The organism is Streptacidiphilus jeojiensis, assembly GCF_042510965.1.
GTDB lineage: Bacteria > Actinomycetota > Actinomycetes > Streptomycetales > Streptomycetaceae > Streptacidiphilus > Streptacidiphilus jeojiensis.
Map to the genome: position 1 here is coordinate 364,824 of NZ_JBEUKS010000001.1, position 23,688 is coordinate 388,511.

The window sequence follows — 23,688 nt, forward strand, 5'->3', positions numbered from 1 at the left end:
CCGTGGCATTCGAAGCGATCACCAACCGCGGTGAGTACATCTCCGCCCACTACCTCGCCGAGCTCTTCGCCCGCGACCTCACCGACCTGCGCAAGCGCTGGACCTCCGCCGACCGGGCCGGCACACCGACCTCCCGGTCCGGGGTGCGGGGACTGGGACGCGAGTACTTCAAGGCCAAGGTCGGCATCACCGAGAACAAGGCCTTCGACGGCCCCGAGGTCCGGAAGCTCAACGACCGCCTGCTGGCGGCGCTGGCGTACGTGGGGACAGACACGTCTGGCTCCGACACCGCGACACATACCCGGGTGGTCCGGGGCGAGTTCGGCGTCATGCAGGGCACGCAGGAGCGGTCCGTGCCGGTGGCGCTCGCCGTGACCGGGCCTGGCGGGGTGGAACTGGTCGCCCTGGACGTCACCTGGGCGATCGACGGCGAACTCGTAGTCGCCGACGTCGAGGACGGCGGCTCAACTCTCCTCGATCCGATCCTGCTCGACGGCAAGCATCGGATCACGAGCGCGGCCGACGCCGTGACGTTCCTGTTCGGCTGCGGGGACGGCTACGCCCCGCGCTATGTCCTGCTGCTGGCCGGCGGGGCGGTCCTGCTCGCCGACCGGACGGCCTGGCACGAGGGCCGGTTCCTCGCGGTGAGCGTGGACGAGGCCCTGGACCGCAACCTCAGCGCGGACGGCGGCGAGCTGGAGGCCGTGGCGGCGCTGTTCGGCGCGGAGTCGCTGCTAACAGAGGGCGGAGTCGCCGGCTACCTGGACGGGCTGGTCGACAAGGGTCGTAAGCACGCCGTTGGTGTGTCGAAGGAGCTGCGGGAGGGACTGCGGCAGTCGGTCGAACTGATCGCCCAGGAGATCCTGGACCGGATCACCAAGGACGGCGAGGAGGGCGGCGCCGACCCCGGCGAGCTGGGCGACGCGAGCGAGCTGGCCAGCCGGCTCACTCGCGAGTCGCTGCGCTACCTGTACCGGGTGCTGTTCCTGCTGTACGCGGAGGCCCGCCCGGAACTCGGCATCCTGCCGGGCAAGGACGACGCCTATCAGGACGGCTACGGGCTTGCACGGCTCGGCGAACTCGTCTCCTACGACCTGCCCGAGGAATCCCAGGACGGTTTCCACTTCGCCGAATCTCTGGACCTGCTGTTCCGCCTGGTCGACCAAGGGCACAGGTCGCTGGGCGAGGAGCCAGCGGCGGGGGATGACAGTGTTGCCGTGCTCGACGCGGACGGCCTGCGTTTCGAGGCCCTGCGGAGTGACCTCTTCAAGGCCAACGCGACACCACTGATTGGCACCGTCTCGATCGACGGCGAGCGGATCGATACGCGGCTGCGCAACAAGGTGCTGTGGCGCGTGCTCAACCTGCTGATGCTGAGTCAGGGGGGAGGCAAGGGCGGCCGGGGCAAGGGCTTCATCTCGTACGCCCAGCTCGGCATCAACCAGTTGGGCGCGGTGTACGAGGGACTGATGTCCTACACCGGCTTCTTCGCGGCCGAGGACCTGTACGAGGTCGCCAAGCCGGACTCGGACGGCCTGAGCGGTACGTGGGTCGTGCCGGTACGAGACGCCGACAACTACGAGGACAATGTCTTCGTCAAGCGTCGGGACGAACTGACCGGCGTGCAGCGGCGCATCCTGCACCCCAAGGGGTCATTCGTCTACCGGCTCTCGGGGCGCGAGCGCCAGAGGTCGGCCTCGTACTACACGCCGGAAGTCCTGACGCGCAGCACGGTCAAGCACGCGCTAGCGGAGCTGCTGGACCAGGACGGGGTCGCGACCCCGGCGCGGGCCATTTTGGATCTGACGGTGTGTGAGCCCGCGCTCGGTTCGGGCGCGTTCCTCAACGAGGCCATCAACCAGCTCGCGGCGGAGTACCTGCGGCGCCGAATGGCCGAGGTCGGCGAACAGCTGACGCCGGATCGGTACGAGGCAGAGTTGCAGAAGGTCAAGGCCTACCTGGCGCTACACAACTGCTATGGCGTCGACCTGAACCAGACAGCTGTTGAGCTGGCTGAGGTCTCGCTGTGGCTCAACGCCATGCACAAGGGCCTGAAGGCCCCGTGGTTTGGCCTCCACCTGCGGCGCGGAAACTCGCTCATCGGCGCGCGGCGGGCAGTGTATGCGGCAGCCGATCTGAAGCGCAAAGTGTGGCTGACGACCGTCCCGACAGACCGTCCGCTGCGGGCCGGCGCGGAGGAGGGTACGTTCCACGCAGGCGAGGAGATCCACCACTTCCTGCTGCCCGCGAAGGGGTGGGGCGCGGTCGCCGACGCCAAGCAGGCGAAGGAGCTGGCTAAGGACGAGCGCGACGCTCTGGCAAAGTGGCGCACCGCGGTAATGGCCACCCCGTCGGCCACGCAGAGCAAGCGCCTGCTCGCGCTGGCGACCCGAGTCGAACGCCTGTGGGAGTTGACGCGGCGCCGCCTGGTCGTGAGCGAGAAAGAGATCCGCCGCCAAATCGACGTGTGGCAGGTCGACCCCGAGCAGCCGTTGGAGGCGGCGTCGGGGGACGTAACACGCGAACAGATCGAGCAGGCCCTCAACGCGCCGGGGTCGCCGCTGGGTCGGCTGCGACTGGTCATGAACGCCTGGTGCGCCCTCTGGTTCTGGCCGGTGGGTCAGTTCGACACGCCTGCTCCGCCGGACGCGGAGGAGTGGCTGTCGTTCTGCGAGGCTGTGCTCGGTGTGCCAGCTGCCAAGGCGAAGGCAGGGGGTAAGCGCAACACCGGAGCAGGACATGACGATTTGCTCGGGCTGTTCGGCGACAGCGGCGAATTCGAGCAACTGGCGACGGACGATGAGTTCGATCGGGTTCTTAACCAATGTGCGGAGATGCTGTCCGTGGCGGTTCGCTTCCCCTGGCTGGGCGAAGCGGATGCAATCTCGCGGCGGGAAGGATTCTTCCATTGGGAGCTTGAGTTCGCACATAGATTTAAGCAAAGTGGATTTGATCTGCAAGCCGGAAACCCTCCTTGGCACAAACCAGTTTGGGACGACTCACTAGCACTTGCTGAATACGATCCCTGGTTCGGGCTGACCGAGAGATCTCCGGAGAAAACCAGGCTTAATCGGCGCACCTCTCTCCTCGAAGGTAGAGAATACCTTCAAGGCTACCTCGCCGATCTGAGCTCATGGGCTGGACTCAACGCACACCTAGGTTCAACTGTCGACCACCCTCCCTTGGCAGGCCTTCAGACGAACCTTTACCTGAACTTCATGGAGAGAGTCTGGCGGAATAGCAGTACGACCGGAACGGCAGGATTGATCCACCCCGAGTCACACTTCAATGACCCCAAAGGCGGATTGCTTCGACAGACGACCTACGGCCGATTGCATCGCCATTTTCAGTTCCGAAACGAAATGATGCTATTCTCCGAAGTCAATCACACGGAGGTTTATGGAATTCATATCTATGGCCCCATTCGCCGACCACGATTCGTACATATGAGTAACCTCTTCCATCCCGAGATGATTGAAGGGTCAATGACCCACTCCGGATCGAACACCCCACCAGGAATGCAGCATGAGTCGGGCGGCTGGGACGCTCGCTCGCATCGTGATCGCATTATCCTCGTCGATGAGGAAGTTCTTTCCAATTGGGCCGCCCTACTCGACGAGAAAGGAACCCCTGCAACCCAAGCGAGGATGCTGCGGCCTCTAACCAGGGGCGACAATGAATCACTCTTGACCATGTCGCGTAATCGTGAGCACCTGGGGGATCATACGTTTTGGTGGACCTCTGGGTTCCACGAAAAGGGCGCCAAGGAGAGCGGTTTCATCGAATGGCGAACCCGCACTCCAAATTCATGGGATGAGGTCATTCTCCAAGGCCCGCATTTCACTATTGCAACCCCATTTGCTAAACAGCCGAACGCGATGGTAAATGGGAACAGCGACTATGAACCCTGGCACCTGGAAGTCATGGGGGAGAAAGTTATTCCACGGACCAACTATGCTCGCGCCTGCTCACACAGCGAGTTCATCAAGGCACAGCGAACATGGGGAGGAGAGCCAGCTAATAGACGATTCAGGGTGGCCTGGCGGATGATGACATCAGTCCAGCTGGAGCGATGCCTGCATGCCGCAATAATCCCTCCGGGTCCAACGCATATCCATAGCGTCGGGACGCTGGCGCTCACGTCGACGCGCGCCACTGCAGTAAATTCAGGACTATGGAGCAGCCTGATCTTTGACTACCTTGTCAAGGTGTCAGGAAAAGCCAACGTCTCCATCGATCTCCTAGGGCTCTTCCCTGCCCCGCTCGCTCACCCTCTCACCGTCCCTCTTCTCTTCCGCACCCTCCGCCTCAACTGCCTGACTGGCAACTACGCCCCCCTCTGGGAAGAGCTCTTCGAGCCCGCCTGGCTCACCGACCGCTGGACCGATCCGTCGTCTCTGCGCCCCCCCATCCAGGACGTCGAGCCGACATGGTCCATGGCAACGCCTCTCCGGACGGAGTACGACCGGCGCATGGCGCTCGTCGAGATCGACGCGCTCGTCGCCGTCATGCTCGGGCTCACAGCTGAGCAGCTTTGCGCGATGTACCGGTCGCAGTTCGCCGTGCTGCGGAAGTACGAGTGGGAGATGTTTTTCGCGCCCGATGGGCACAAGATCGGCGCGGCAACGCACAACGTCGGTATCCGTCAGACCGAAGACGAGGGGTCCTTCGTCAAGGCGTGGGCCAAGGCTGCCCGCGCGGGCGACCCCAAGCCCACCGTCCCCAAGGGCTGGGTGAAACCGAACCGCGAGGCCGAAATGACCCGTGCGCACGCGGACTTCACCGCGCGCCTGCATGCCGGCGAGTACGGCGCCTACGACGCTTACCTTGCTGAGCATCCCGTCACCACGCCCGCCACCCCCGCAAACCCGGAAAGCAGGTAAGTCCCCGCCGTGCTTCCCTCTCTGGCTGCCGACGATCTCCGCCGGGCCCTCGCCACGTACCTGACGACGAGCTTCGCGCTTGCCGACGACGACGTGCGCGAGGAGCTTGAGGCGTTCCTTGAGCGGCCTGAGAGCCGGCTCTTCCGGGGCCCCTACCTCCGCGTCCGCACGCCCTTCCGCGATGCGCGCGCCGGCTGGGAGAAGTCGCTCGACTGGTGGCCCAAGGGCTTCCGTCCCTACACCCACCAGGCCACCGCCTGGCAGCGATTGTCCTCAAAATCGGGACACACACCCCAGCCGACCATCGTCACGACCGGCACCGGCTCCGGCAAGACCGAGTCGTTCCTGGTCCCGATCCTGGACCACTGCGCCCGCGCAAAGGCCGCTGGCGTCAAGGGCGTCAAGGCGCTGCTCCTCTACCCGATGAACGCGCTGGCCGACGACCAGGCGCGCCGCATCGACGAGTTCCTCGCCACGAACCCGGCCCTGTCCGCCCTCACCGCCGGTATCTACATCGGCGGTGCCGCGGGCAACCGTACGCCCGCCGACGAGGACGAGAACGCCCCCGGCTCCTACGCCCGCGAGACCGGCGCGACGGCGATCAAGCCCACCGAACTGTCCCCGTCCTCACGCCTCATGACCGACCGTGAGGCGATCCGGGCGACGCCCCCGGACATCATCCTCACCAACTACAAGATGCTGGACCTGCTCCTCCAGCGCGTCTCCGACGTGCCGCTGTGGCAGGACGGTGGCCTGACCTACGTCGTCCTCGACGAGTTCCACACCTACGACGGCGCCCAGGGCACCGACGTCGCAATGCTCCTGCGCCGCCTCGGCGCGGCGACCGGCAAGGCCGAGCCCGGCAAGCCCCTGGGGACCATCACCCCGGTCGCCACCTCCGCGACCCTCGGCGGCACGCCCTCCGCCGACGACGGCCTCACAGCCGTCCACGCCACCGCCGACGGACCGCAGAAGTCAGACCGCGAGCTGTTGCGCGAGTTCGCCGAAAAGGTCTTCGGCATGCCCTTCCCGGACGACTCCCTCATCGGTGAGGACCGCCAGTCCCCCGCCGACTTCGTGTCCGAGCTGAACTTCCTCCTCCCCGATCCCTCCCCCACCGCCCTCGCAACCGTCGCGGACCCGCTCGACGATCTCCCCGGCGTCCCCACCTCGCTGAACGAGCTCGCGAAGCTCGTCGTCGGCCTGGACACCGCAGACCCGGTCGCCCTCGGCCTGAAGCTCCGTCAGCACAAGCTGATCCTGGCTCTGCTGGACGTCGCCGGCGACACACCCGTGACCGTCCCGGACATCGCCCGCGAGTTCGCGAAGCGCGGCGGCGGCGCGGCCTGGGACGAGGCAGCGCGCACGGATATGCGGCTGGTCGAGACCGCCCTCGCCCGGCTGCTTGCATTGGTCTCCACAGCTCGAATCGAGGAGACCACCGAGGCCGGAACCCGCGTGCGCCCCTTCCTCCGCGTCGAGGCCCAGCTCTGGATCCGGGAGGTCCGCCGCGTCATCCGGGCGGCCACGCCCACACCCCACTTCCGCTGGTTCGACGACGACGGACCGACCGCCGACTCCAAGCCCAACCGGGCGAACCTCGCCGTGTATCCCTCCGGCGAGATCGACAGCAGCGCCGACGGCGAGTCGGACGGAGACGTCGCCCCGTTCGTCCGCCCCGTCGGCCCGGCCTATCGCTGCCACCTCCCGGCCGTGTACTGCCGACACTGCGGGCGGTCCGGCTGGGCCGCACTGTCCACCGAGCTCGAATGGCGGCAGCTCAAGACCAAGCCGCTGGACATCTACCGCGCCTCCGCGCAGGGCAACCGGGCTGTGCGCTGGATGATCCGCGCCAGGCCCGGCGAGCCGACACCTGTGTTCCTGCACGCCGAGGAGGCCGAGCTGCGCTCGGTCTCCAGCGACGAGACCGTGCCGGTCATCACGACCGCAGGGCCGCTCCCCGGCGGGGCCGGCAATACTGACAAGTGCCCTTCCTGCGACCTGACCGACGGCATGCGCTTCCTCGGCGCGGGCACGGCGACGCTCGCGTCCGTCACCGCGACCCAGCTGTTCTCCAACCGTGGACTGTCCGACCTGGAGCGCAAGCTCCTAGTCTTCACCGACTCCGTGCAGGACGCGACCCACCGGGCCGCGTTCATCGCCAACCGGTCCTTCGGGTTCACCTTCCGCGGGCTGCTCCACGACAACCTCAAGCCCGGCGAGCCAGTCGCCGTGCACGACCTGGCCACAAACGCGGCGGAGGCGGTGGTCACGGCTGCTGAGAAGGACGAGCGCAGCAAGCTCGCCTCGATCGTCCCGCCCGACCTCCGCGACAACCCGGAGATCCGCACGCTGCTCTCCGGCGAGGGGTTCAGCGACGCGGGCGCGTACATGCTGCAGGACCGGATGGTGTTCCAGACCCTGCTGGAGTTCGGGCTGCGCTCCCGCCTCGGCCGTACTCTGGAACTGACCCGCACCGCTGCCGCCGAGGTGCACCTTCCCTCCTCGGAGGCGGTGGTAAAGGAACTGCGCGAGCGACACCAGCGCATCCCCGGACAGATCACCCTCCCCGCCGACGACGCGGACTACCGCGTCTACCTGCGCGGCCTCCTGGAGCGGATGCGGCTGCGCGGCGCTCTGTTCCACCCCTGGCTCAAGGAGTACATCGCCCAGGCGGGAGCCCGACGCTGGCCGATCTGGGGCGGACGGCCGACCGGCATGCCCGCGTTCCCGCGCGGGCTGGCCGCGCCGACGTTCCCGATCCTGGGTCGCAGCGGGCGGTCCGAGTTCGACTCGCTCAACGGCGACAACACCTGGTTCGCGGACTGGGGGCACCGGACCCTGGGGTGCGAGCGGCGCGAGGCCCGCGCCGTCGCCGAGATCACCATGAAGCTGCTCGCGCAGCGCGAGGTGCTGGCGACGTATCCGGCGGACGGCGGCGCGACCGTCTATGCCCTGAAGCCGCGCAACATCATGGTGCACAGCCTGGCCGAGGATCCCTCGCTGCCGTCCGACCAGCAGACCAAGGTCAACGAGCAGGGCGTCCGCTGCGACTCGTGCACCTGGCGGCACACGGTCCCGCCGCACGTCCGTGAGGCCTGGCTCGGCACGCCCTGCCTGCGCTTCCAGTGCGACGGCCGCTTCACCACCGACGACCGCGACTACAGCAACGACTACTACCGCCACCTCTACACCGTCGACCACCCCGGCGACGTGCTGACCGCCGAGCACACCGGGGCACTCAGCCGCGCCCGTCGAGAGGAGGTCGAGCAGGCCTTCAAGCTGCGCCCGTCGCCGTTCGACCCGAACGTGCTGACCTGCACGCCCACGCTGGAGCTCGGCATCGACATCGGCGACCTCTCCGCCGTACTGCTCGCGTCCCTCCCGCCCGCGCCGGCGAACTACGCCCAACGCATCGGCCGTGCGGGCCGTCGCACGGGCAACTCACTGACCGTCACCTTCGTGCCGCGTGGGGCGCGGAACCAGTACTACCTGCACGCCCCCGAGCAGATGATCGCCGGACGGATCATCCCCCCGGACTGCTACCTGGACGCGTCGGAGATCCTGCGCCGCCAGTACCTGGCCTACCTGCTGGACCGGGCCGCCGACCGCGCTCTGTGGCGGGACACGATGATGCCCGAGCAGGCGATGCCACACCGGATCGGCGAGCTGTTCACCCGCGGCCTGGCCGAGGACGGCTGGTTCCGGCGCTTCCTGGACGTGGCGCAGGTCCGGCACGCCGAGTTCGCCGACGCCTTCATCGCACTCTTCCCTGCAATGTCGGAGCAGGCCAAGCAGGGGTTGCGGGTCTTCGCCGAACTGGAGCTGGAGCAGACCGTTGGCCAGGCTGCGACGGCTTGGCGCAAACGCCTGGAAGCCCTGCGTTCGCGCTCCCGGCAGATCGGTCGCGCCTTCGACGCGCTGTCCACGGCCTCAGGCGACCGGGAGCGTGACGAGCAGCGCCGGCAGCTGTACGCGGAGCGAAAGTCCGTGCGGAAGCGTCAGGACGCCCTGGTCGGCGAGAACTCCGTCAACGCCATGGTGCGCCTGGGCCTGCTGCCGAACTACACCCTCTACGACGACGCGACCCTGCTGGATGCGACGCTGTGGTGGAAGACCCCCGACGGCGAGTTCGAGGAGCAGCTGACCGAGTACGGGCGCGGCTCGCGCACAGCGCTGGTGGAGCTCGCGCCCGGCAACACCTTCCACACCGACGGCTACAAGTACATCGTCAACGGCCTGGACCTGGGTGCCGGCGAGGGTGACACCGCCTACGCGAAGTGGCGACTTTGCCCGGAGTGCGGCTATGTCGCAACCGCCGAGGCGGGGCTCGACGTGGCGGCGTGCCCGCGCTGCCAAGCCGTGCAGATCGGCGACCCCGGCGCAGTGCACACCGTCCTGGTACCCGAACGGGTCACGGCGCGTGAGCGGCGCGAGGACGCGCGGTTGACTGACGAACGTGACGACCGGGAGCGGCGGCGGTTCAACGGCATCACCCTGGTGGACATCGACCCGGACCAGCCGCAGGGACTGCGGGCCTGGAAGCGCGTCGGGGACCTGCCGTTCGGGGTCGAGTTCGCGCGCGTCGCCACCATCCGCACCCTCAATCTGGGCCCCTCCGCCGCCGCGGGACCCGAGCACCAGATCGCCGGCACGCCGGTCCAGGTGCCGGGCTTCGAGACCTGTCTGGAGTGCGGAGCCGTACGCGGCGCGCACCCCCAGGCCTGGGATCCGGTCGCCGAGCGGATCGGAACGCGTCACTCGTACTGGTGCAGCCACAAGGACGACGGCGTCACCGCCGAGCCCGTGCAGAAGCTGCTGCTGGCGCACGAGCTGACGACGCAGGCGCTCCGCATCCTGCTGCCGTTCTCCACCATGGAGCTGCAGACCCGGCTGGTGTCGTTCCAGGCGGCGCTGCTGCTGGGCATCACCAAGCACTTCGGTGGCGCCCCCGACCACCTGCGGGTGGTGACAGCGACCATGCCGGGCGGCTCGCAGGAGCTGCGCCGCCGGTTCCTCGTCCTGCACGACTCGATGCCGGGCGGCACCGGCTACCTGGAGCACCTGGCGGACCCCACCGTGCTGCACCGGGTGCTGACGCTCGCCCAGACCACACTGCGGGACTGCCCGTGCACCAAGGAAGACGTGCGCAGCCCCTGCCACCGCTGCCTGCTGCCGCACGTCAGCAGCAGCGACCACCCGTACGCCTCGCTGCGTGTGGCCAAGGAACTGCTGGACGAGATCCTGAAGGACTGGGACACCGAGAAGATCGACACCCTCTCGGGCGTCCGCATCGACCAGCTCGCCGACAGCGAGCTGGAGGCGCAGTTCGTCCGCACACTCGTCGACTGGGGCAGCCGCACAGCGGAGGCCGGGTCGGTGACGCCGCGCGCCGGGGAGCGCGGCATGGAGTACGAGCTGCGCTTCACGCGCCCCGACGGCGGCACGACGCGCTGGCTGTTCCAGGACCACGTACGACAGTTGACGTCCGCACCCAGCGAACCCGACTATCTGCTGACCCGGATCGACGGCCAGTCGACCCGGATCGCGGTGTTCCTGGACGGCTACGCCTACCACGCGAGCGCCAGTATCAACCGGATCGCGGACGACGCGGTGAAGCGCGAGGCGCTGCGGGCCGAGGGCATGCAGGTCTGGCAGTTCACGCACAGGGACGTCATGGCCTGGAGGGCCGCCGTGGAAGATGCCTCGGAGAGCCGGGCCGCCCGTGCTCCGGCCGAGGACCTGCTCAGCGAGGGTGCCCTGAACGCAGCACGTCAGCTGCACCAGCAGATGGTCGGCGCCCCGCGGGCGGACGACACGCTGGACCCGGTCCTGCGCAACCCGATCGAGACGCTGCTGGAGCTCCTGGCGGACCCGGACCCGGCGAAGTGGTCCCGCCGCGCTGCTGCCCTGCTCAACGGGTTCGCTGGCAGCGGCAGTCCCAGGACACTGATCGACCGTCAGGTAGTCGGTGAGCGGCTGGGCGACGTACTGGCGGGGGAAGCCGTTCCTCCAACGGCCGACACCGCGGGATCGGATGCGCTCGCGCTCGATGTCCAGAGTCTGCACGGGTCACGCCTGCTCGGTCTGCTGGACCGGCGACCGGAACCGGACACTGGAGTGCCCGGCATGTCCGCCTGGTCCGCGTTCGTGCTTCTGGACGACCGCGAGGCCGCCCTGACCGACCCGGGCCACCGCGAGCGGTGGGCGGACTGGCTACGCTGGTCGAACCTGTTGCAACTCCTGACGGGCGGTCAGGCAGGTTCGCTGCCGAGGTCGTTCCATCAGGTGGCGATGTCCACCGCCGACACGGTCGATCCGCACAGCGTCGCGCTGCTCGCAGGGGCGCTGCCGACCGCGCCCGGCACCCCCGACCAGCTCCCAGAGACTTGGGCGCAAGCCGTGGAGTACGCGTCCTCCCGCACCGAGGAACTGCTGTTCGCTCTGGCCCAGGAGTCCCGCGTCCGCGGCTTCGACGCACCCGAGGTCGGGTTCGAGCTGAACGACCGGATCCCGCAGGCGGAACTTGCCTGGCCGGACGCCCGAATGGCGGTGTTCGTCGACGCGGACGAGCACCGCGACGCCGCCTTCGTCAGCGCCGGCTGGCAGGTGGCCTACGCGGAGACCGTCGATGCGGCCGAGTTGGCCGAGCGTTTGGAGCGTGTGTGATGCCCAAGGCCCAGGTGGTCATGGCGGATGTCTTCCAAAAGTACTACGACGACCTGGACGGTTCGGTCCAGGCGCAGGTGCTGCAGTTCATCATGAAGATGCAGCGCGACCCGGACGCCAACGGGCTCAACCTCAAGCCGCCGAAGGGCGGCAAGGACAAGCGGGTCCGCACCGCCAGGATCAACGACAACTTCCGGGCGGTGCTGATGCACTACTCCGACCGGATCTACTACCTGGTGGCCGTGCAACCGCACGACGACGCCTACACCCTCGCCTCCCACATCATCTTCGACATCAACAAGGTCACCGGCGGCGTCGAGCTGATCAACCTGGCGAGCCTCACCGGGACGTTGAGCGGACAGCCGGATCCACGCGGCACTGACGACGGCGCCGCGAAGCCGTCCGTCTTCGCGGCGGTTTCCGACGCCGACTTCGACCGTCTGGGCGTGCACCCCTCGGTCGTCCCCGCGCTGCGCGAGATCCACAGCGACGACGCGATCCTCGGTTTCGTGGAGCATCTGCCCAAGCTCGCCCGTGACGTGATTCTCTGCCTCGCCGACGGCATGAGCGTCGAAGCGGTGTGGGAGCACGTCAGCTCCGTCGCAGCGACCAGCGACACCGTGGACCCGGAGGACTACGAGGCGGCGAACGAGCGTCCCGCCACCAAGGAGTCCTTCGTCGTCACCGGCGATGTCGCCGAGTTCGGACGGATCATGTCCGAGCCCCTGTCGGCGTGGCGGATCTTCCTGCATCCGGCACAGCGTGCTCTCGCCGAACGGAAGGCCCCCTACAACGGCCCGGTACGGGTCACCGGCGGCCCCGGCACCGGCAAGACCGTCGTCGCCCTGCACCGGGTCAAGGCACTCGCCGACCGTCTGCCACCTGGCCAGGCGATCCTGCTCACCACCTACACCACCACCCTGGCCGAACTGCTGCGCTCGCTCCTGGAGGACCTCGGTGGCCCGCAGCTCACAGCAAAAGTCGACGTCCGCAACATCGACAAGGTCTCCTACGGCATCGCCAAGGAGATCTTCGGCAGTGAACTCCCGAAGACCTTGGACGACACTGAGATCCGTAAGCGCTGGGACGACCTGGCCGACGAACAGCATCCGCACCGCTGGGACGCGCGCTTCCTGGAGTCCGAGTGGAAGCAGGTTGTGCTCGCCCAGGACCTGCGCAGCCGCGACGACTACTTCGCGGCCACCCGAAGTGGCCGGGGCAAGCGCCTCAACCGCCCGGAGAGGGCACAGGTCTGGGCACTGATCGAGACCTTCGAGCACCGCCTGGACGCCGCCGGCGAGGTCGGAGTGACACAGCTGGCCGCACAGGCCGCCCGGATCGCGCGAGGCTGGACCGACGAGAGCCGCCCGTACCGGCACATCGTCGTGGACGAGGGCCAGGACCTCCACGCAGCCCACTGGAAGCTGCTGCGGGCCCTGGTGCCGGTCGGCCAGGATGACCTGTTCATTGTCGGCGACGCACATCAGCGGATCTACGACAACCAGACGACGCTGAGCGCACACGGCATCCAGATCCGGGGCCGTTCCAAGCGGCTGACGCTCAACTATCGGACGACCCGTCAGATCCTCGCGGCGTCGCTCGGCCTCCTCGGCGACGCGACCTTCGACGACCTCGACGAGTCGACGGAGGACCTCGGCGGTTACCGCTCCGTCCTGGGTGGAGCGGCACCCGAACTGACCGGCTACCCGACATCGGCCGCAGAGCTGACCGGACTCGCCGGCGGCGTCGAAGGCTGGCTCGCCGAGGGCCTCAAAGAGGAGGAGATCGTTGTCGCGGCACGCACCAACAAGGTCGCGGAGGCAGCGGTCGAGGCACTGAGGGCAGAGGGCCTCAAGGCCGTCCAGGTGCGATCGCGGCAGACTCCGCCGGCCGGCAGTGGCGTGCACGTCATGACGATGCACCGGATCAAGGGCCTTGAGTACCGCGCGGTCGCCATCGTCGGCGTAGGTGCGGGCTTTGTGCCCATGCCCAGTGCCGTGACATCCGCCGCGGAAGACCCGCTCCAGCACGACCGCGACCTCCAGCGGGAGCGCTCACTGCTGTTCGTCTCTGCCACCCGCGCCCGCGAGCAGCTCGCCATCAGCTGGTCCGGAGAGGCCAGCCCGTTCCTGGAAGGGGCGCGCAAACACCATTGACCTGCGGTGACACTGCACCCTTCGGTACTAGAGTCACCACAGGGCCCAGCGGTCGGACCACACTCCACACCGGAACCACACGGACGGGACATGTACCTCAAAAACGTACGGCTTCGGAACATCAGGTCGTTCCACGGTGCCCGCAAGGTCGACCTGGATCTGACCCGACCCGACGGCTCGTACGCAGGCTGGACGGTACTGGCCGGCCGCAACGGCTCGGGAAAGACGACACTGCTGCGCGCCGTGGCACTGGCAGTCAGCGGACCCGCTGTCGCTCGCAGTCTGGTGCCCGGGTTCGACACCTGGGTCGCCAGGGACGAGGCAGTGGCGAAGGCAGAGGTGTGCCTGGTCCACGACTCCGGCTACGACCGATTCGCCGTAGGGCGACGGCCGGCACTCCCCATCTGGGCAGGAATGCGGTGGACTGCCGCCGACCAGGAGTCGCTGTCGGGCCGTCAGGGCTCCAGCAGGGCCGGCCAGCCGTCGCTCAGCGCCATCGGTTATCAGAAGGACCGCCCCGTCGCCCAGCGAGGACCTTGGGCAGACAACCCGATCGGTTGGTTCTGCGCGGGGTACGGGCCCTTCCGAAGGCTTGCCGGGGGCTCCGGGGACGTCCAACGGCTCATGCTCAGTTCCGGTCCGGTTGCCCGGCTCACCAGTCTTTTTCACGAGGACGCCTCGCTCGCCGAGGGCGTCGGCTGGCTCATCGAGCAACATCTACGCGCTTTCGAGGACCGGGAGGGTGCACGGGACCTGAAGGCGGCGGCTCTGGCAATCCTGAGCGACGAGTTGCTGCCCGACGACTACCACATCGACAACGTCGACTCCGAGGGCCTGTGGGTGATGCACGGGAACCACCGCTTCCCGCTGCGCGAGATGAGCGACGGCTATCGCACCGTGGCCGCTCTGGTCGTCGACATCCTCAAACAGATCCACGACGCGTACGGAGAACTGGTCCTCGACGCAGAGGACGGCGTACCCAAGATCCCCGCCCCGGGAGTCGTGATCATCGACGAGATCGACGCCCATCTGCATGTCTCCTGGCAGAAGCGCATTGGCGGCTGGCTGAAGGCACACTTCCCGAACATCCAGTTCATTGTCACCACGCACAGCCCCTATATCTGTCAGGCAGCCGACCCGGGCGGCCTGATCAGACTGCCCGGCCCGGACGAGGGCAGTCCCGTCGAGACCGTCCCACAGGATCTCTACGACCGGATCATCTTCGGCAGCGGTGACGACGCGGTGCTCTCCGACCTCTTCGGCCTGGACACCCCCTACTCGGAGCAGGCCGAGCAGAAGCGCGAGGAGCTTCTTGCCCTCGAACTCGACGTCGTACGAGGGCTGGCGAACGAGGACGAGCGGGCGCAGTACCGAGCCCTGAAGCGCAAGCTGACGAGCTCGCCGGCAACCCGGGTGGACGAGATCGCCGATCGGCTCGACTCCCCGCGCCGCCGATCCACGTCATGATCCGGATCACCCGGGCCCCGCTGCCCCAGAAGACCCTGACCGCCATGTCCGGCTACACGGATGAGATCGCCGTGGCCGCCGTCCCCAAGCAGCGCGCGGACGAACTCTGGAAGCACACCACGGTCAGAAGGAAAGTCCACCCGGTAGTCAAGAACACCCTGGCGGAGATGGCCCCGGGCCTGGAACGCTGCATGTACTGCGGCGACAGCCAGGGCACGGACATCGACCACTTCGAACCGGTCCGGATGAACCCACTGCGTACGTTCGACTGGAACAACCATCTGTTGGCGTGCTCGCTCTGCAACAGCCACCTGAAACGAGCCCTCTTCCCGATCGCTCCGGACGGCACGCCGATGCTGGTGGACCCGAGCAGCGAGGACCCCGCGGTGCATCTGCATCTCTCGCTCGCGGCCGGCGTGTACTTGCCGCTCACGGACCGAGGCGAAGCCACCCGCAAGGTGTTCGACCTCAACCGGGGCATCCTCGTCAAGGGGCGCCGCCGCGCCTACCGAGCCACGCCACTGTTCCTGGAGCGCTGGCATGAGGCCACCAGGAAGGGCGACACGGCGGATGCAGCGGAGTGGGCCGACACCATCTGGGAGCAGCCCACCGCCGATGTGGTGCAGGCCATGTTCCACCAGGCCGTCACCCCGGGCGCCGAGGACGTCTTCGCCGACGCCCCGGACACCCTCGCGCTCCTGCGTGACCCGGCAACCCGGTCCGCACTGCTCTGACCGGGCCCGGTGAGTGCCGATGACTGAACGCCGTGATTGAAGGCTCCTACTCATCCATGAGGTACCGGATCAGGTCCGGGTAGTCGAGGCCCACCTGGGCGAGCATCGATTGGAGGAGGGGCGGAGGTCCCGCCTTTGTCGGCGTCGGTTGACCGACGCGTCCGGGGATGTCGGCCACCGCACCGCCGCTGAAGCGTGAGGCCACGGTGGCCGGTGCCTTGACCGTGTAGGCGCGCCACACCTTCGTGGGCGCGTTCAGCAGTACCAGGCCGGGACTGTCCCAGGCGATGAAGGTCCAGCGCCCACCATGGCGTGCCCGGACGAGCACACATCCCGGGTCCAAGCGTCCGAGTCGGTCCGCGACCTTGGCCGCAACGGGCACCGGGTTGCCGAACGATCCGGTTACCTCCCAGAGATCACCCCGGCGTTCGACCGTCCAGCCGACGTCGGCGAACTCCTTCTGAACCTCCGCATAGGGGTCCCTGTCACTCGCCAGGGCGATGAGACCCTCGGCCTCGCTCCAGCTGGCGAACCGGGCCAGCGGACGGTCGGGAGGCAGCAGCAGGTCCTCGGCCCCATCCAGTCGAGCACGCCGGACGGCATCCTTGGCCACTGACCACGCCCGGCCTGCGACGAGGTCCCAGGGGGATCCGCCGGTGAAGCTACAGTCCTGGCTGAGCAGAGCCACGAGAACGGTGACGGTCGCGTTGCAACGCTGCCAGGTCTCGGTGGGGCGCACGTCCTCCGCCTCGTCCAGCTCGCCGGTCTGGGTCAACCGCAGGACGAGATGGCCAAGGTCATTGCGCCAGCTTTCGTCATACTCGTCCCAAGCGCCGGCGGCGAGAAGTTGCACGTAAAGCGAGGCGACAACGAGGACCACCGGCAGGGACGGGGCAGGTCGCCCGTCCTTGACATCGAGAGCGGCGACCCAGCGCCGGGCCCAGGTACGGCACTGCGCCCTAAGGTTGGGAGGGACATACGGTGCCGATCGGCTGGTGACAGCGGGGGTGTCGTCTGCGGTCTCACCGTCGCTGTCGTCGACCATGTCGTCTGCCTCGAACCCGGTCGAACCACTGACAGCCGAGACGGTCCAGCTTGAGGCCGACGGCACCTGGGGTAGTCCTGCCAGCGAGGTGCCGAAGGCGAGACCAGCCAGGGGCGCGCCCAGCATGCGACGGCATTCGGCGAGATAGGCGTCCCAGTGATCCACCGCGTTGACTGCCACGGTCAACGACGAACTGTCCGGAGACGCTGCGGGCGACTGCGAGGCCGGGCGCTCGGTGAGCTCCCGCAGGCGGCGCAGGTCGCTCTCGAACCGCCGCGCGGCCAGGGCATCGGCGAACAAGGTCTCCGGCGTGTAGTCGTAGCTCATCCTGGGTGCCTCGCCGGTGCCGGCACCGTCGCGCCGGGCACAATGCACCGTGCTGAAGACGAAGACGGGCAACGAGTGCACCAGGCCGCCATCCGGCAGAGTGCGGGTGGCGCGCACAGCAGCGCCCGGTGCCTCGCTGACAGCGAGCGTCCAAACATCCTGACCTGAGGGAACGGTTCCGACCTCGGTCCAGGATCCAGGCGAGCCGTCAGGTGAGGTACTGATGACCACAGGTGTGCCCTGCGCGCGCTGGAGCGACACGTGCAACCCGGCGCTGTCGATCTTGGCGCCGAGCAGCACCAGCGTGTGGGCCGCCGCTGTGAACGGACGCAGAGTGCTGCCCGTGAGGCGTGTGACCGAGGTGACCGTCCCTTCAGCCGGTAGCAGGCTCTCATCACTTTCGGCGAGTACCGCGAGTTCGCAGTTCCCGTCGCCGACCGTGCTGGCACACAGTGCGGCCCGGGTGAGGTTGGGGCTGCCGACGAGGGAGTGCCAGCGGCCGCCGCGCGACCACTGGACGAGTTTGCCGTGCCGCATACGGTGTTCGTCGAGCAACCGGATCCGGACGTCTTCGCATCCGGCCAGGGCTGACTTCACGGTCTCCGCGTCGTAACTGGTCCAGCGTGGCTGGACGGCGAGGGTGACGCTACTCGGACGGAGTCGCTCCACGAGCGCCCGCAGGGCCCGACCGGCCGGGTCGATGAACGGCGCGTACAGATGCAGTTCGTCGACCGCCTCGCGGGGCAACTGATCGACGAAGCCCTCCCGGAGGTTATGGAGCAACCTGGTGTCCGGATCGGAGCCCGGCGGCGCACTGATGTGCCGCTCGGTCAGGAGGTCGGCCACCTCGGCGAGATGGGCGGCCGTCCAGGGTGCGAGGTCGACGGACCGCCGCTTCCCCGGGTTCCCGGGGACGGAGGCAAGAGCTGACAGCTCGCCGAGCCAATCAGCCAAGTCCGCCATGACGGCATGGGAGGTTCCGTCCCTGGCCTCCACCACGGTCCACAATTCGTCGTTGCCACCCCACCCCGAGAGTGTGGGATTGCCCGAGCCCACGGCGACCGTGCAGGTGCGCTCGCCCAGCAGCAGAGCCACCTTGGGGTGGAACGCGCCATGACAGGAGGCCAGGCCGTGCAGGTAGCCCCGGCCGGCCATCCGCACGTCGACCGGATCGTAGAGGCCGTGAGCGGCGTCCCCGACGATGCACACTCGTGACCCGCGGCTGCGGGCCAGCGGGATAGCGACTCGCTCCAGGAACGGCAGGTCGACTGTGAAGCCCAGGAGCAGGAACTCAAGCAGGGGCTCGTCGTCGTCCCACTCGTGCAGAAGCGAGAGCGGTGACGCGAAGCGCATGCGCCGAGTGGCGGTCACAGCGCTAGGTCCAGGATCGCCCGACCTGCCGGGGTGGTGACGTAGCAGTCGTCCTGGACGGTGAAGAGGCCGAGCTGTTCGCCGAAGAAACCCAGTTCATAGACGCGCGTCCCGATGTCGGTGGCTCCTTCGTCGCCGGTCTTGAAGTAGCGCTCGTTGCGTACATGGAGCCGCGAGAAGATCCGCAGGTGTCCTGTCCCCAGGTCGGTCCTGACCTTGGCCAGCGCGACCCGCTGGGCCTGGGCGAGCATGTCGTCCACCAGACGTTCCGCCAGGTCGCTCGTGGGACGGTCCAGATAGTCGGTCACGAGTCCGTCGACCCAGGTCGGATCCAGGAACTCACCACCGTGTCGACGCCGACCGAGATACACGGCACGGACGTCGTCGGACAGTCCTCCGGGCCTGGAGCGAAGCGCGCCGACGAGGAGCAGCCGGACCATGGTCATCGGGTCGCCACCTGCCTCCAGGAGGTCACGTTCGACCGGCAGTGGATCCCCGTCACCGTCCCAGAGCGGGAGCAGCTCATCGATGGTTCCGCGCAGCGTCGCCCGCGGGGCCTGGTCTGCCAGCCAGGCGCGCAGTTCGGCTGCGGTCCGGTCGGCCTCGCCGTCCTTCGAGCCGACCTGCCCGACCAGTGCCGCCCACAGCTTGCGCCAGGCCCCCACCGAGTAGTTGCGGAGCAGCAGCCCACGCCACCCGAGTGCCTCCGGGATCTCCGCGAGCACCGGATCGCCGGACATTCCGCCGCCGAAGACGACCGCCGAGCACAGGGTCTCCTGGTAGCCGTCACCCTCCCAGCCGTGGAGGTCAATGGCCCGGCCCAGGACCCGCAGAGTGGCGCGCCGGGTCAGGTCGGTCGGTTCCCAGACGCCGGGGTCGTGCCGGCCCTCACGGGTGGCGGTGAGGGCGGACATCAGCCACTCCTGTTCTGCAGGGATGGTGATCCCCAGCGCCACCGCACGCGCGGCATCCAGCCCACCGAGCGGCACCTCGTCCGGCTCCGCCAGGGCGAGCAGCGGTGCGAACGACCTCTGCAGCTCGTCCGGGAAGGGGTGCCGTCCAGGTACAAGAACGCCGTCCCTGACCGCCACCGTGCCCAGCACGGTGGCGGGACCACCGTACTGATCCCAGAACCCCCAGCGCCGAGGCGAGTACGACCCGGATAGCCCCTCCTCGTCGGCCGCCCGCGCCAGTTGCACGACGTCGTCGCCGCAGAAGCCCCGCACCCGGTCGACGCCGTGGGCAGACCAGGCGTCGTCGGCCATGTCCTCCGTACACTGCAAGGCCGCCATCAGTACCTCGCAACGGCGGACCAGCCGTCGACAGGCGGACACGTCCAGGCCCTGCATCAAGGAGTTCGCGGCAATCGCCGCGTACAGGGAGTGGTAGCGGATGTAGCGCGTCACGGTGGACATCCCCGGGACCAAGTGGTCCACAGCGCGCATCACCGGCCCCTCCACAGACAGCGGATAGCGCCCCGCCCTGACCCCCAGCCCCTCCATCGCCCAAGCCGGCCCGAAGACCTCGATCGCCATGGCCCCTACCCCAACTACCCATGCACAGAACAGGATCATCGCAGGTCATGCAGGTCTTCCACACGTCAACCGCCCGATTGACATGGGTTCAGGAGAACAGCCCGCCGCCGGGTCTCACCTGAGGCCCCGACGCGACGTCAAAAGGATTCACCACGAAGCGGTTGCCGTAGCCTCTGACCTGGGATAACGTCACATTCCGCGATATTGCTTTCTACCGAACTTCGCAGGTGCCAGGTTCGCCGAGACGCCGTCGGCCGTGAGCGTGGAGACCCAGGCGATCGGCCGGGGTACCACTACTGCCGTCAGCAGCTTGTAGAAGGCATGCGGGTCCATGCCCCGTGGGTCGAAATCGGTTCGCATGACGATCAGTATCCCGCCCCGAGCCGTGGACCGTACCACCAGGTCAGCGGCACGGGCGCTGGCCATGTCCTTGTCCATACCAGCGCCCACTCGGCCGCGTTCCAGCGGGACGTTTCAGAACTCCGCTGCGGCTTCGCGCAGGTACGCCTCAAGTCGTCTGATCGGCGCGGTCACGCCTCTGGTGTCGAGTCGGCAGGTGTAGAGGCGACGGACGAGTGTGGGCTGCCGCATCGGGAGAACCACCACGCTCGTGGGAGCATCCAGCAGCAACAGCTTCGGCAGCAGCGCGACGCCGAGGCCCGCCGCGACGAGATTGAGTGCGGTGCGGAAGTCCATGCCGTCGAAATCCAGACGATGTTCGCCTCCGCGGTGGCCGACGACGGGTGACGTTGCCAGGTCGCGGAAGTCGACCGGGGTGTTGATCCACGCGTCCGACGGCAGCTCGGCGGGGGTGACACTGTCGGCTCCGGCCAGGGGATGACCGACGGGGAGGACAACCATGATCGGATCGTCCATGAGGTGCTCTTGTCTGAGCCCGGCGGGCACGGGTCCAGGCGCGTGTTCGTAGTCGAAGGTGATGGCCAGGTCGACGTCTCCCCGGAACAGCAGTGCATCCGTCTCGCGCTGCTCGAGTTCACGGAGTGCGATGTGAACCGCCGGACAGGAAGCACGCAGGCGTGCGAGCGCGGGAGGCACGATGGAGGCTGCCGCAGAGATGAATGCGCCGAGCCGCACCTCGCCGACGGTGCCCTCCGCGAGCGCCCCGAGCTCGGTGGCGGCGCGACTCATCGACATGCTGATCGCGGCTTCGGTGTCGAGAAGGACCCGCCCGGCCTCGGTGGCGCGCAGGGGGCGCCGGATCAGGACTCGCGCGCCGACCCGTCGTTCCAGTTCCGCAATCTGCTGCGAGACCGCGGACTGGGTGTAGCCCAGCGCCTCCGCAGCAGCGGCGAACGAACCGAGCCGCACGACGGCGGCCAGGGTCACCAGATGCCGGGGATCGAACAGCCAAGGCATGAAGATAAGCGTAGCTTATCGATCGAGAAGGGATCATCGCTTGTGCTAATCGTGCAGCGGGGATGACGCTGGACGCATGGACTTCACGGATTTCGACACCGCCATCGACAAACTCCCCCGACGTCGGGTCGGCTTCTATCCGACTCCGTTCCACGCCTTGCCCAACCTGTCGGCCGCGTACGGGATCAATCTCTTCATGAAACGCGAGGACCTGGCGGGCCCCAGTGCGATCAGCGGAAGCAAGATGCGTCTGGCCGAGTTCATCCTGGGGCGAGCCGTCGAGGACGGGGTGACGCACGTGATCACCCAGGGTGCGTACCTGACCAACTCGGGGCTGCAGTTCGCCGCCGCCTGCCTGAGCGCACGGATCACGCCGATCCTGGTCCTGACGCGGAACGTGACCCGGCACGGAGAGCTCGGCGAGTTCCGCGGCAACTACCTGCTCAACAAGACGATGGGGGTCGAGACCCACGTCATCAACGTCACCGGCAACACCTGGGACGCTCCGGAGCAGGCCGCGCGGATCGCCGGCACCATCGCGAACCGCAAGGCCGAGCTCGAGGCGCAGGGGCACAAGGTTCTCGTCGTCGGAGCCGGTGGTGCGCACCCCGACGGCTTCATCGCGCACGCCCTCACGTTCCGGGAGATGTTGCAGCAGTCCCATGCCGCGGGAGTGGATCTCGACTTCGCCTACCACACGATCGGCACCGGGACCGCGCTGCCGGGGATGCTGGCAGCCAAGCTGAGCCTGGGCCATCCGGTGAAGTTCCGGTCGATCTCCGTCCTGAGGTACAACGACGGAGACTGGATGAATCCCGGCGTGATCGTCGATCGGACCAAGGCGGTTCTGGGCACCCTGGGTGCACCCGTGCCCCACGACGCGACGATCCGCGCCGAGATCGACATCGACCAGCGCTTCATCGGCGAGGACTATGCCGTCGCGTCCCCCGAGAGCTCGGCAGCCATCCGTGAGCTGGCCCGGGCAGAGGGCGTCTTCGTCGGCCCCGCCTACACCGGGAAGGGACTGGCCGGACTGCTCGACCACGCCCGCAGCGGACGGATCCCCGCCGGCAGCAACGTCGCGTTCCTGCACACCGGGGACATCGGCAACCTGTTCGAAATCCCCCAAGTCGTCGGCCACATCACCGCCTGAGACCGCAACGCACCGAACGCGTCGGACACGAGATATTCGGAGGCAACAATGAAGGCAGTCGTCGCAACGGATCAGGCCGCGGAAGCAGCCGGGATCACCCTCGCACAACGGCCCGAGCCGACACCGGCCATCAACGACGTCGTCGTTGAAGTCCATGCGTCGGGCTTCGTCCCCGCGGAGTGGGAGTGGCCCTCGACGTGGGTCGATCGCTCCGGTCACGATCGAGCCCTCGGGATCATCGGCCACGAGTTCGCCGGAGTGGTCTCCTCCCTCGGCTACGGCACGACGGGATTCTCGCTGGGACAGCGGGTGTTCGGGATCACGGACTGGCACCGCGACGGAACCCTGGCCGAGTACGCGGCCGTGGAGGCACGCAACCTCGCGCCACTGCCCGGAGACGTCGACTTCACGGTGGGCGCGAGCCTGCCGATCTCAGGCCTTACCGCATGGCAGGGCCTGTTCCAGCACGGTCGACTCCAAGCCGGCCAGAGCGTCCTCGCCCACGGCGCCGCCGGCGCGGTCGGGTCCGTGGTGACGCAGCTCGCCCGGGAGTTCGGCGCCTACGTCATCGGTACCGGCCGGGCGGCCGACCGCCAAGCAGCGCTCGACTTCGGCGCCAACGAGTTCCTCGACCTGGACCTCGACGATCTCAACGACACCGGCGGCGTCGACCTGGTCTTCGACGTCATCGGCGGTGACATCCAAAGGCGCTCGGCGAGCATCATCCGCCCCGGCGGGACGCTGGTGTCGGTGGTCGGCCCTGTCGAGGCCCGCCCCGTCGACGGCCTCGCGATCGACTTCGTCGTCGAGTCCGTTCCGAGTCAGTTGGTGGAGATCGTCGACCGGGTGCGGGACGGACGCCTTCGCACGCACATCGGAACCATCGCGACCCTCGACGACGCCATCCCCGCGCTGAACCCGACCGAGCGACGCAAGGGCAAGACCGTCATCCGGGTACGCCCCTGAGCGCC

At 67.9% G+C, this 23,688-nt stretch carries 10 protein-coding genes and 1 pseudogene; 7 read left to right on the top strand and 4 right to left on the bottom strand.

Annotated features, from left to right (window positions below; all coding sequences use genetic code 11):
* The first annotated feature begins 2 nt into the window (after nt 1-2).
* The 5 genes from ABUW04_RS01640 to ABUW04_RS01660 all read left to right on the top strand — a co-directional run bounded on the left by ABUW04_RS01640 (nt 3) and on the right by ABUW04_RS01660 (nt 15,909).
* Entirely contained in the window at nt 3-4,883 is a 4,881-nt protein-coding gene (locus ABUW04_RS01640) for an Eco57I restriction-modification methylase domain-containing protein (RefSeq protein ID WP_380561931.1), read from the top strand.
* A 9-nt stretch (nt 4,884-4,892) separates the two neighbouring features.
* On the top strand, nt 4,893-11,552 hold the full coding sequence (locus ABUW04_RS01645; RefSeq protein ID WP_380561933.1) for a DEAD/DEAH box helicase: 6,660 nt from the start codon (nt 4,893-4,895) through the stop codon (nt 11,550-11,552).
* Nucleotides 11,552-13,708, top strand: a complete 2,157-nt coding sequence (locus ABUW04_RS01650; RefSeq protein ID WP_380561935.1) for a UvrD-helicase domain-containing protein — start codon at nt 11,552-11,554, stop codon at nt 13,706-13,708. Before ABUW04_RS01645 ends, ABUW04_RS01650 begins: the two co-directional genes overlap by 1 nt.
* Before the next feature lie 90 nt (nt 13,709-13,798).
* Nucleotides 13,799-15,175, top strand: a complete 1,377-nt coding sequence (locus ABUW04_RS01655) for an AAA family ATPase (RefSeq protein ID WP_380561937.1) — start codon at nt 13,799-13,801, stop codon at nt 15,173-15,175.
* The gene (locus ABUW04_RS01660) at nt 15,172-15,909 is read left to right on the top strand and encodes an HNH endonuclease (protein ID WP_380561939.1); all 738 of its coding nucleotides are present in this window, start codon (nt 15,172-15,174) and stop codon (nt 15,907-15,909) included. Before ABUW04_RS01655 ends, ABUW04_RS01660 begins: the two co-directional genes overlap by 4 nt.
* Nucleotides 15,910-15,955: 46 nt before the next feature.
* On the opposite strand, the gene ABUW04_RS01665 is transcribed toward ABUW04_RS01660, so the two are convergent.
* From ABUW04_RS01665 to ABUW04_RS01680, 4 genes and pseudogenes are all read right to left on the bottom strand, one after another.
* Nucleotides 15,956-18,634 (bottom strand): hypothetical protein, encoded by a 2,679-nt coding sequence (locus tag ABUW04_RS01665; RefSeq protein WP_380561941.1) that lies wholly within the window; start codon nt 18,632-18,634, stop codon nt 15,956-15,958.
* 14 nt (nt 18,635-18,648) lie between these two features.
* On the bottom strand, nt 18,649-20,187 hold the full coding sequence (locus tag ABUW04_RS01670) for a hypothetical protein (RefSeq protein WP_380561943.1): 1,539 nt from the start codon (nt 20,185-20,187) through the stop codon (nt 18,649-18,651).
* A 216-nt stretch (nt 20,188-20,403) separates the two neighbouring features.
* Nucleotides 20,404-20,547: pseudogene (locus ABUW04_RS01675) on the bottom strand (flavin reductase family protein); the annotation flags it as partial.
* A 114-nt stretch (nt 20,548-20,661) separates the two neighbouring features.
* Nucleotides 20,662-21,564 carry a LysR family transcriptional regulator gene (locus ABUW04_RS01680; protein ID WP_380561945.1) on the bottom strand — a complete coding sequence of 301 codons (903 nt, stop codon included), beginning with the start codon at nt 21,562-21,564 and terminating at the stop codon, nt 20,662-20,664.
* 76 nt (nt 21,565-21,640) lie between these two features.
* On the opposite strand from ABUW04_RS01680, the gene ABUW04_RS01685 reads away from it, so the two are divergent.
* Together ABUW04_RS01685 and ABUW04_RS01690 are read left to right on the top strand one after the other, a co-directional pair.
* Nucleotides 21,641-22,717 carry a 1-aminocyclopropane-1-carboxylate deaminase/D-cysteine desulfhydrase gene (locus ABUW04_RS01685; protein ID WP_380561947.1) on the top strand — a complete coding sequence of 359 codons (1,077 nt, stop codon included), beginning with the start codon at nt 21,641-21,643 and terminating at the stop codon, nt 22,715-22,717.
* 48 nt (nt 22,718-22,765) lie between these two features.
* Nucleotides 22,766-23,683, top strand: a complete 918-nt coding sequence (locus ABUW04_RS01690) for an NADP-dependent oxidoreductase (protein ID WP_380561949.1) — start codon at nt 22,766-22,768, stop codon at nt 23,681-23,683.
* Nucleotides 23,684-23,688 lie beyond the last annotated feature (5 nt).

Excerpts from the sequence above, each read along its gene's own strand:
- ABUW04_RS01650 (WP_380561935.1), top strand. The coding sequence starts at position 11,552 with ATGCCCAAGGCCCAGGTGGTCATGGCGGATGTCTTCCAAAAGTACTAC.
- ABUW04_RS01655 (WP_380561937.1), top strand. The coding sequence starts at position 13,799 with ATGTACCTCAAAAACGTACGGCTTCGGAACATCAGGTCGTTCCACGGT.
- ABUW04_RS01660 (WP_380561939.1), top strand. The coding sequence starts at position 15,172 with ATGATCCGGATCACCCGGGCCCCGCTGCCCCAGAAGACCCTGACCGCC.
- ABUW04_RS01665 (WP_380561941.1), bottom strand. The coding sequence starts at position 18,634 with ATGCGCTTCGCGTCACCGCTCTCGCTTCTGCACGAGTGGGACGACGAC.
- ABUW04_RS01670 (WP_380561943.1), bottom strand. The coding sequence starts at position 20,187 with ATGGCGATCGAGGTCTTCGGGCCGGCTTGGGCGATGGAGGGGCTGGGG.
- ABUW04_RS01680 (WP_380561945.1), bottom strand. The coding sequence starts at position 21,564 with ATGCCTTGGCTGTTCGATCCCCGGCATCTGGTGACCCTGGCCGCCGTC.
- ABUW04_RS01685 (WP_380561947.1), top strand. The coding sequence starts at position 21,641 with ATGGACTTCACGGATTTCGACACCGCCATCGACAAACTCCCCCGACGT.
- ABUW04_RS01690 (WP_380561949.1), top strand. The coding sequence starts at position 22,766 with ATGAAGGCAGTCGTCGCAACGGATCAGGCCGCGGAAGCAGCCGGGATC.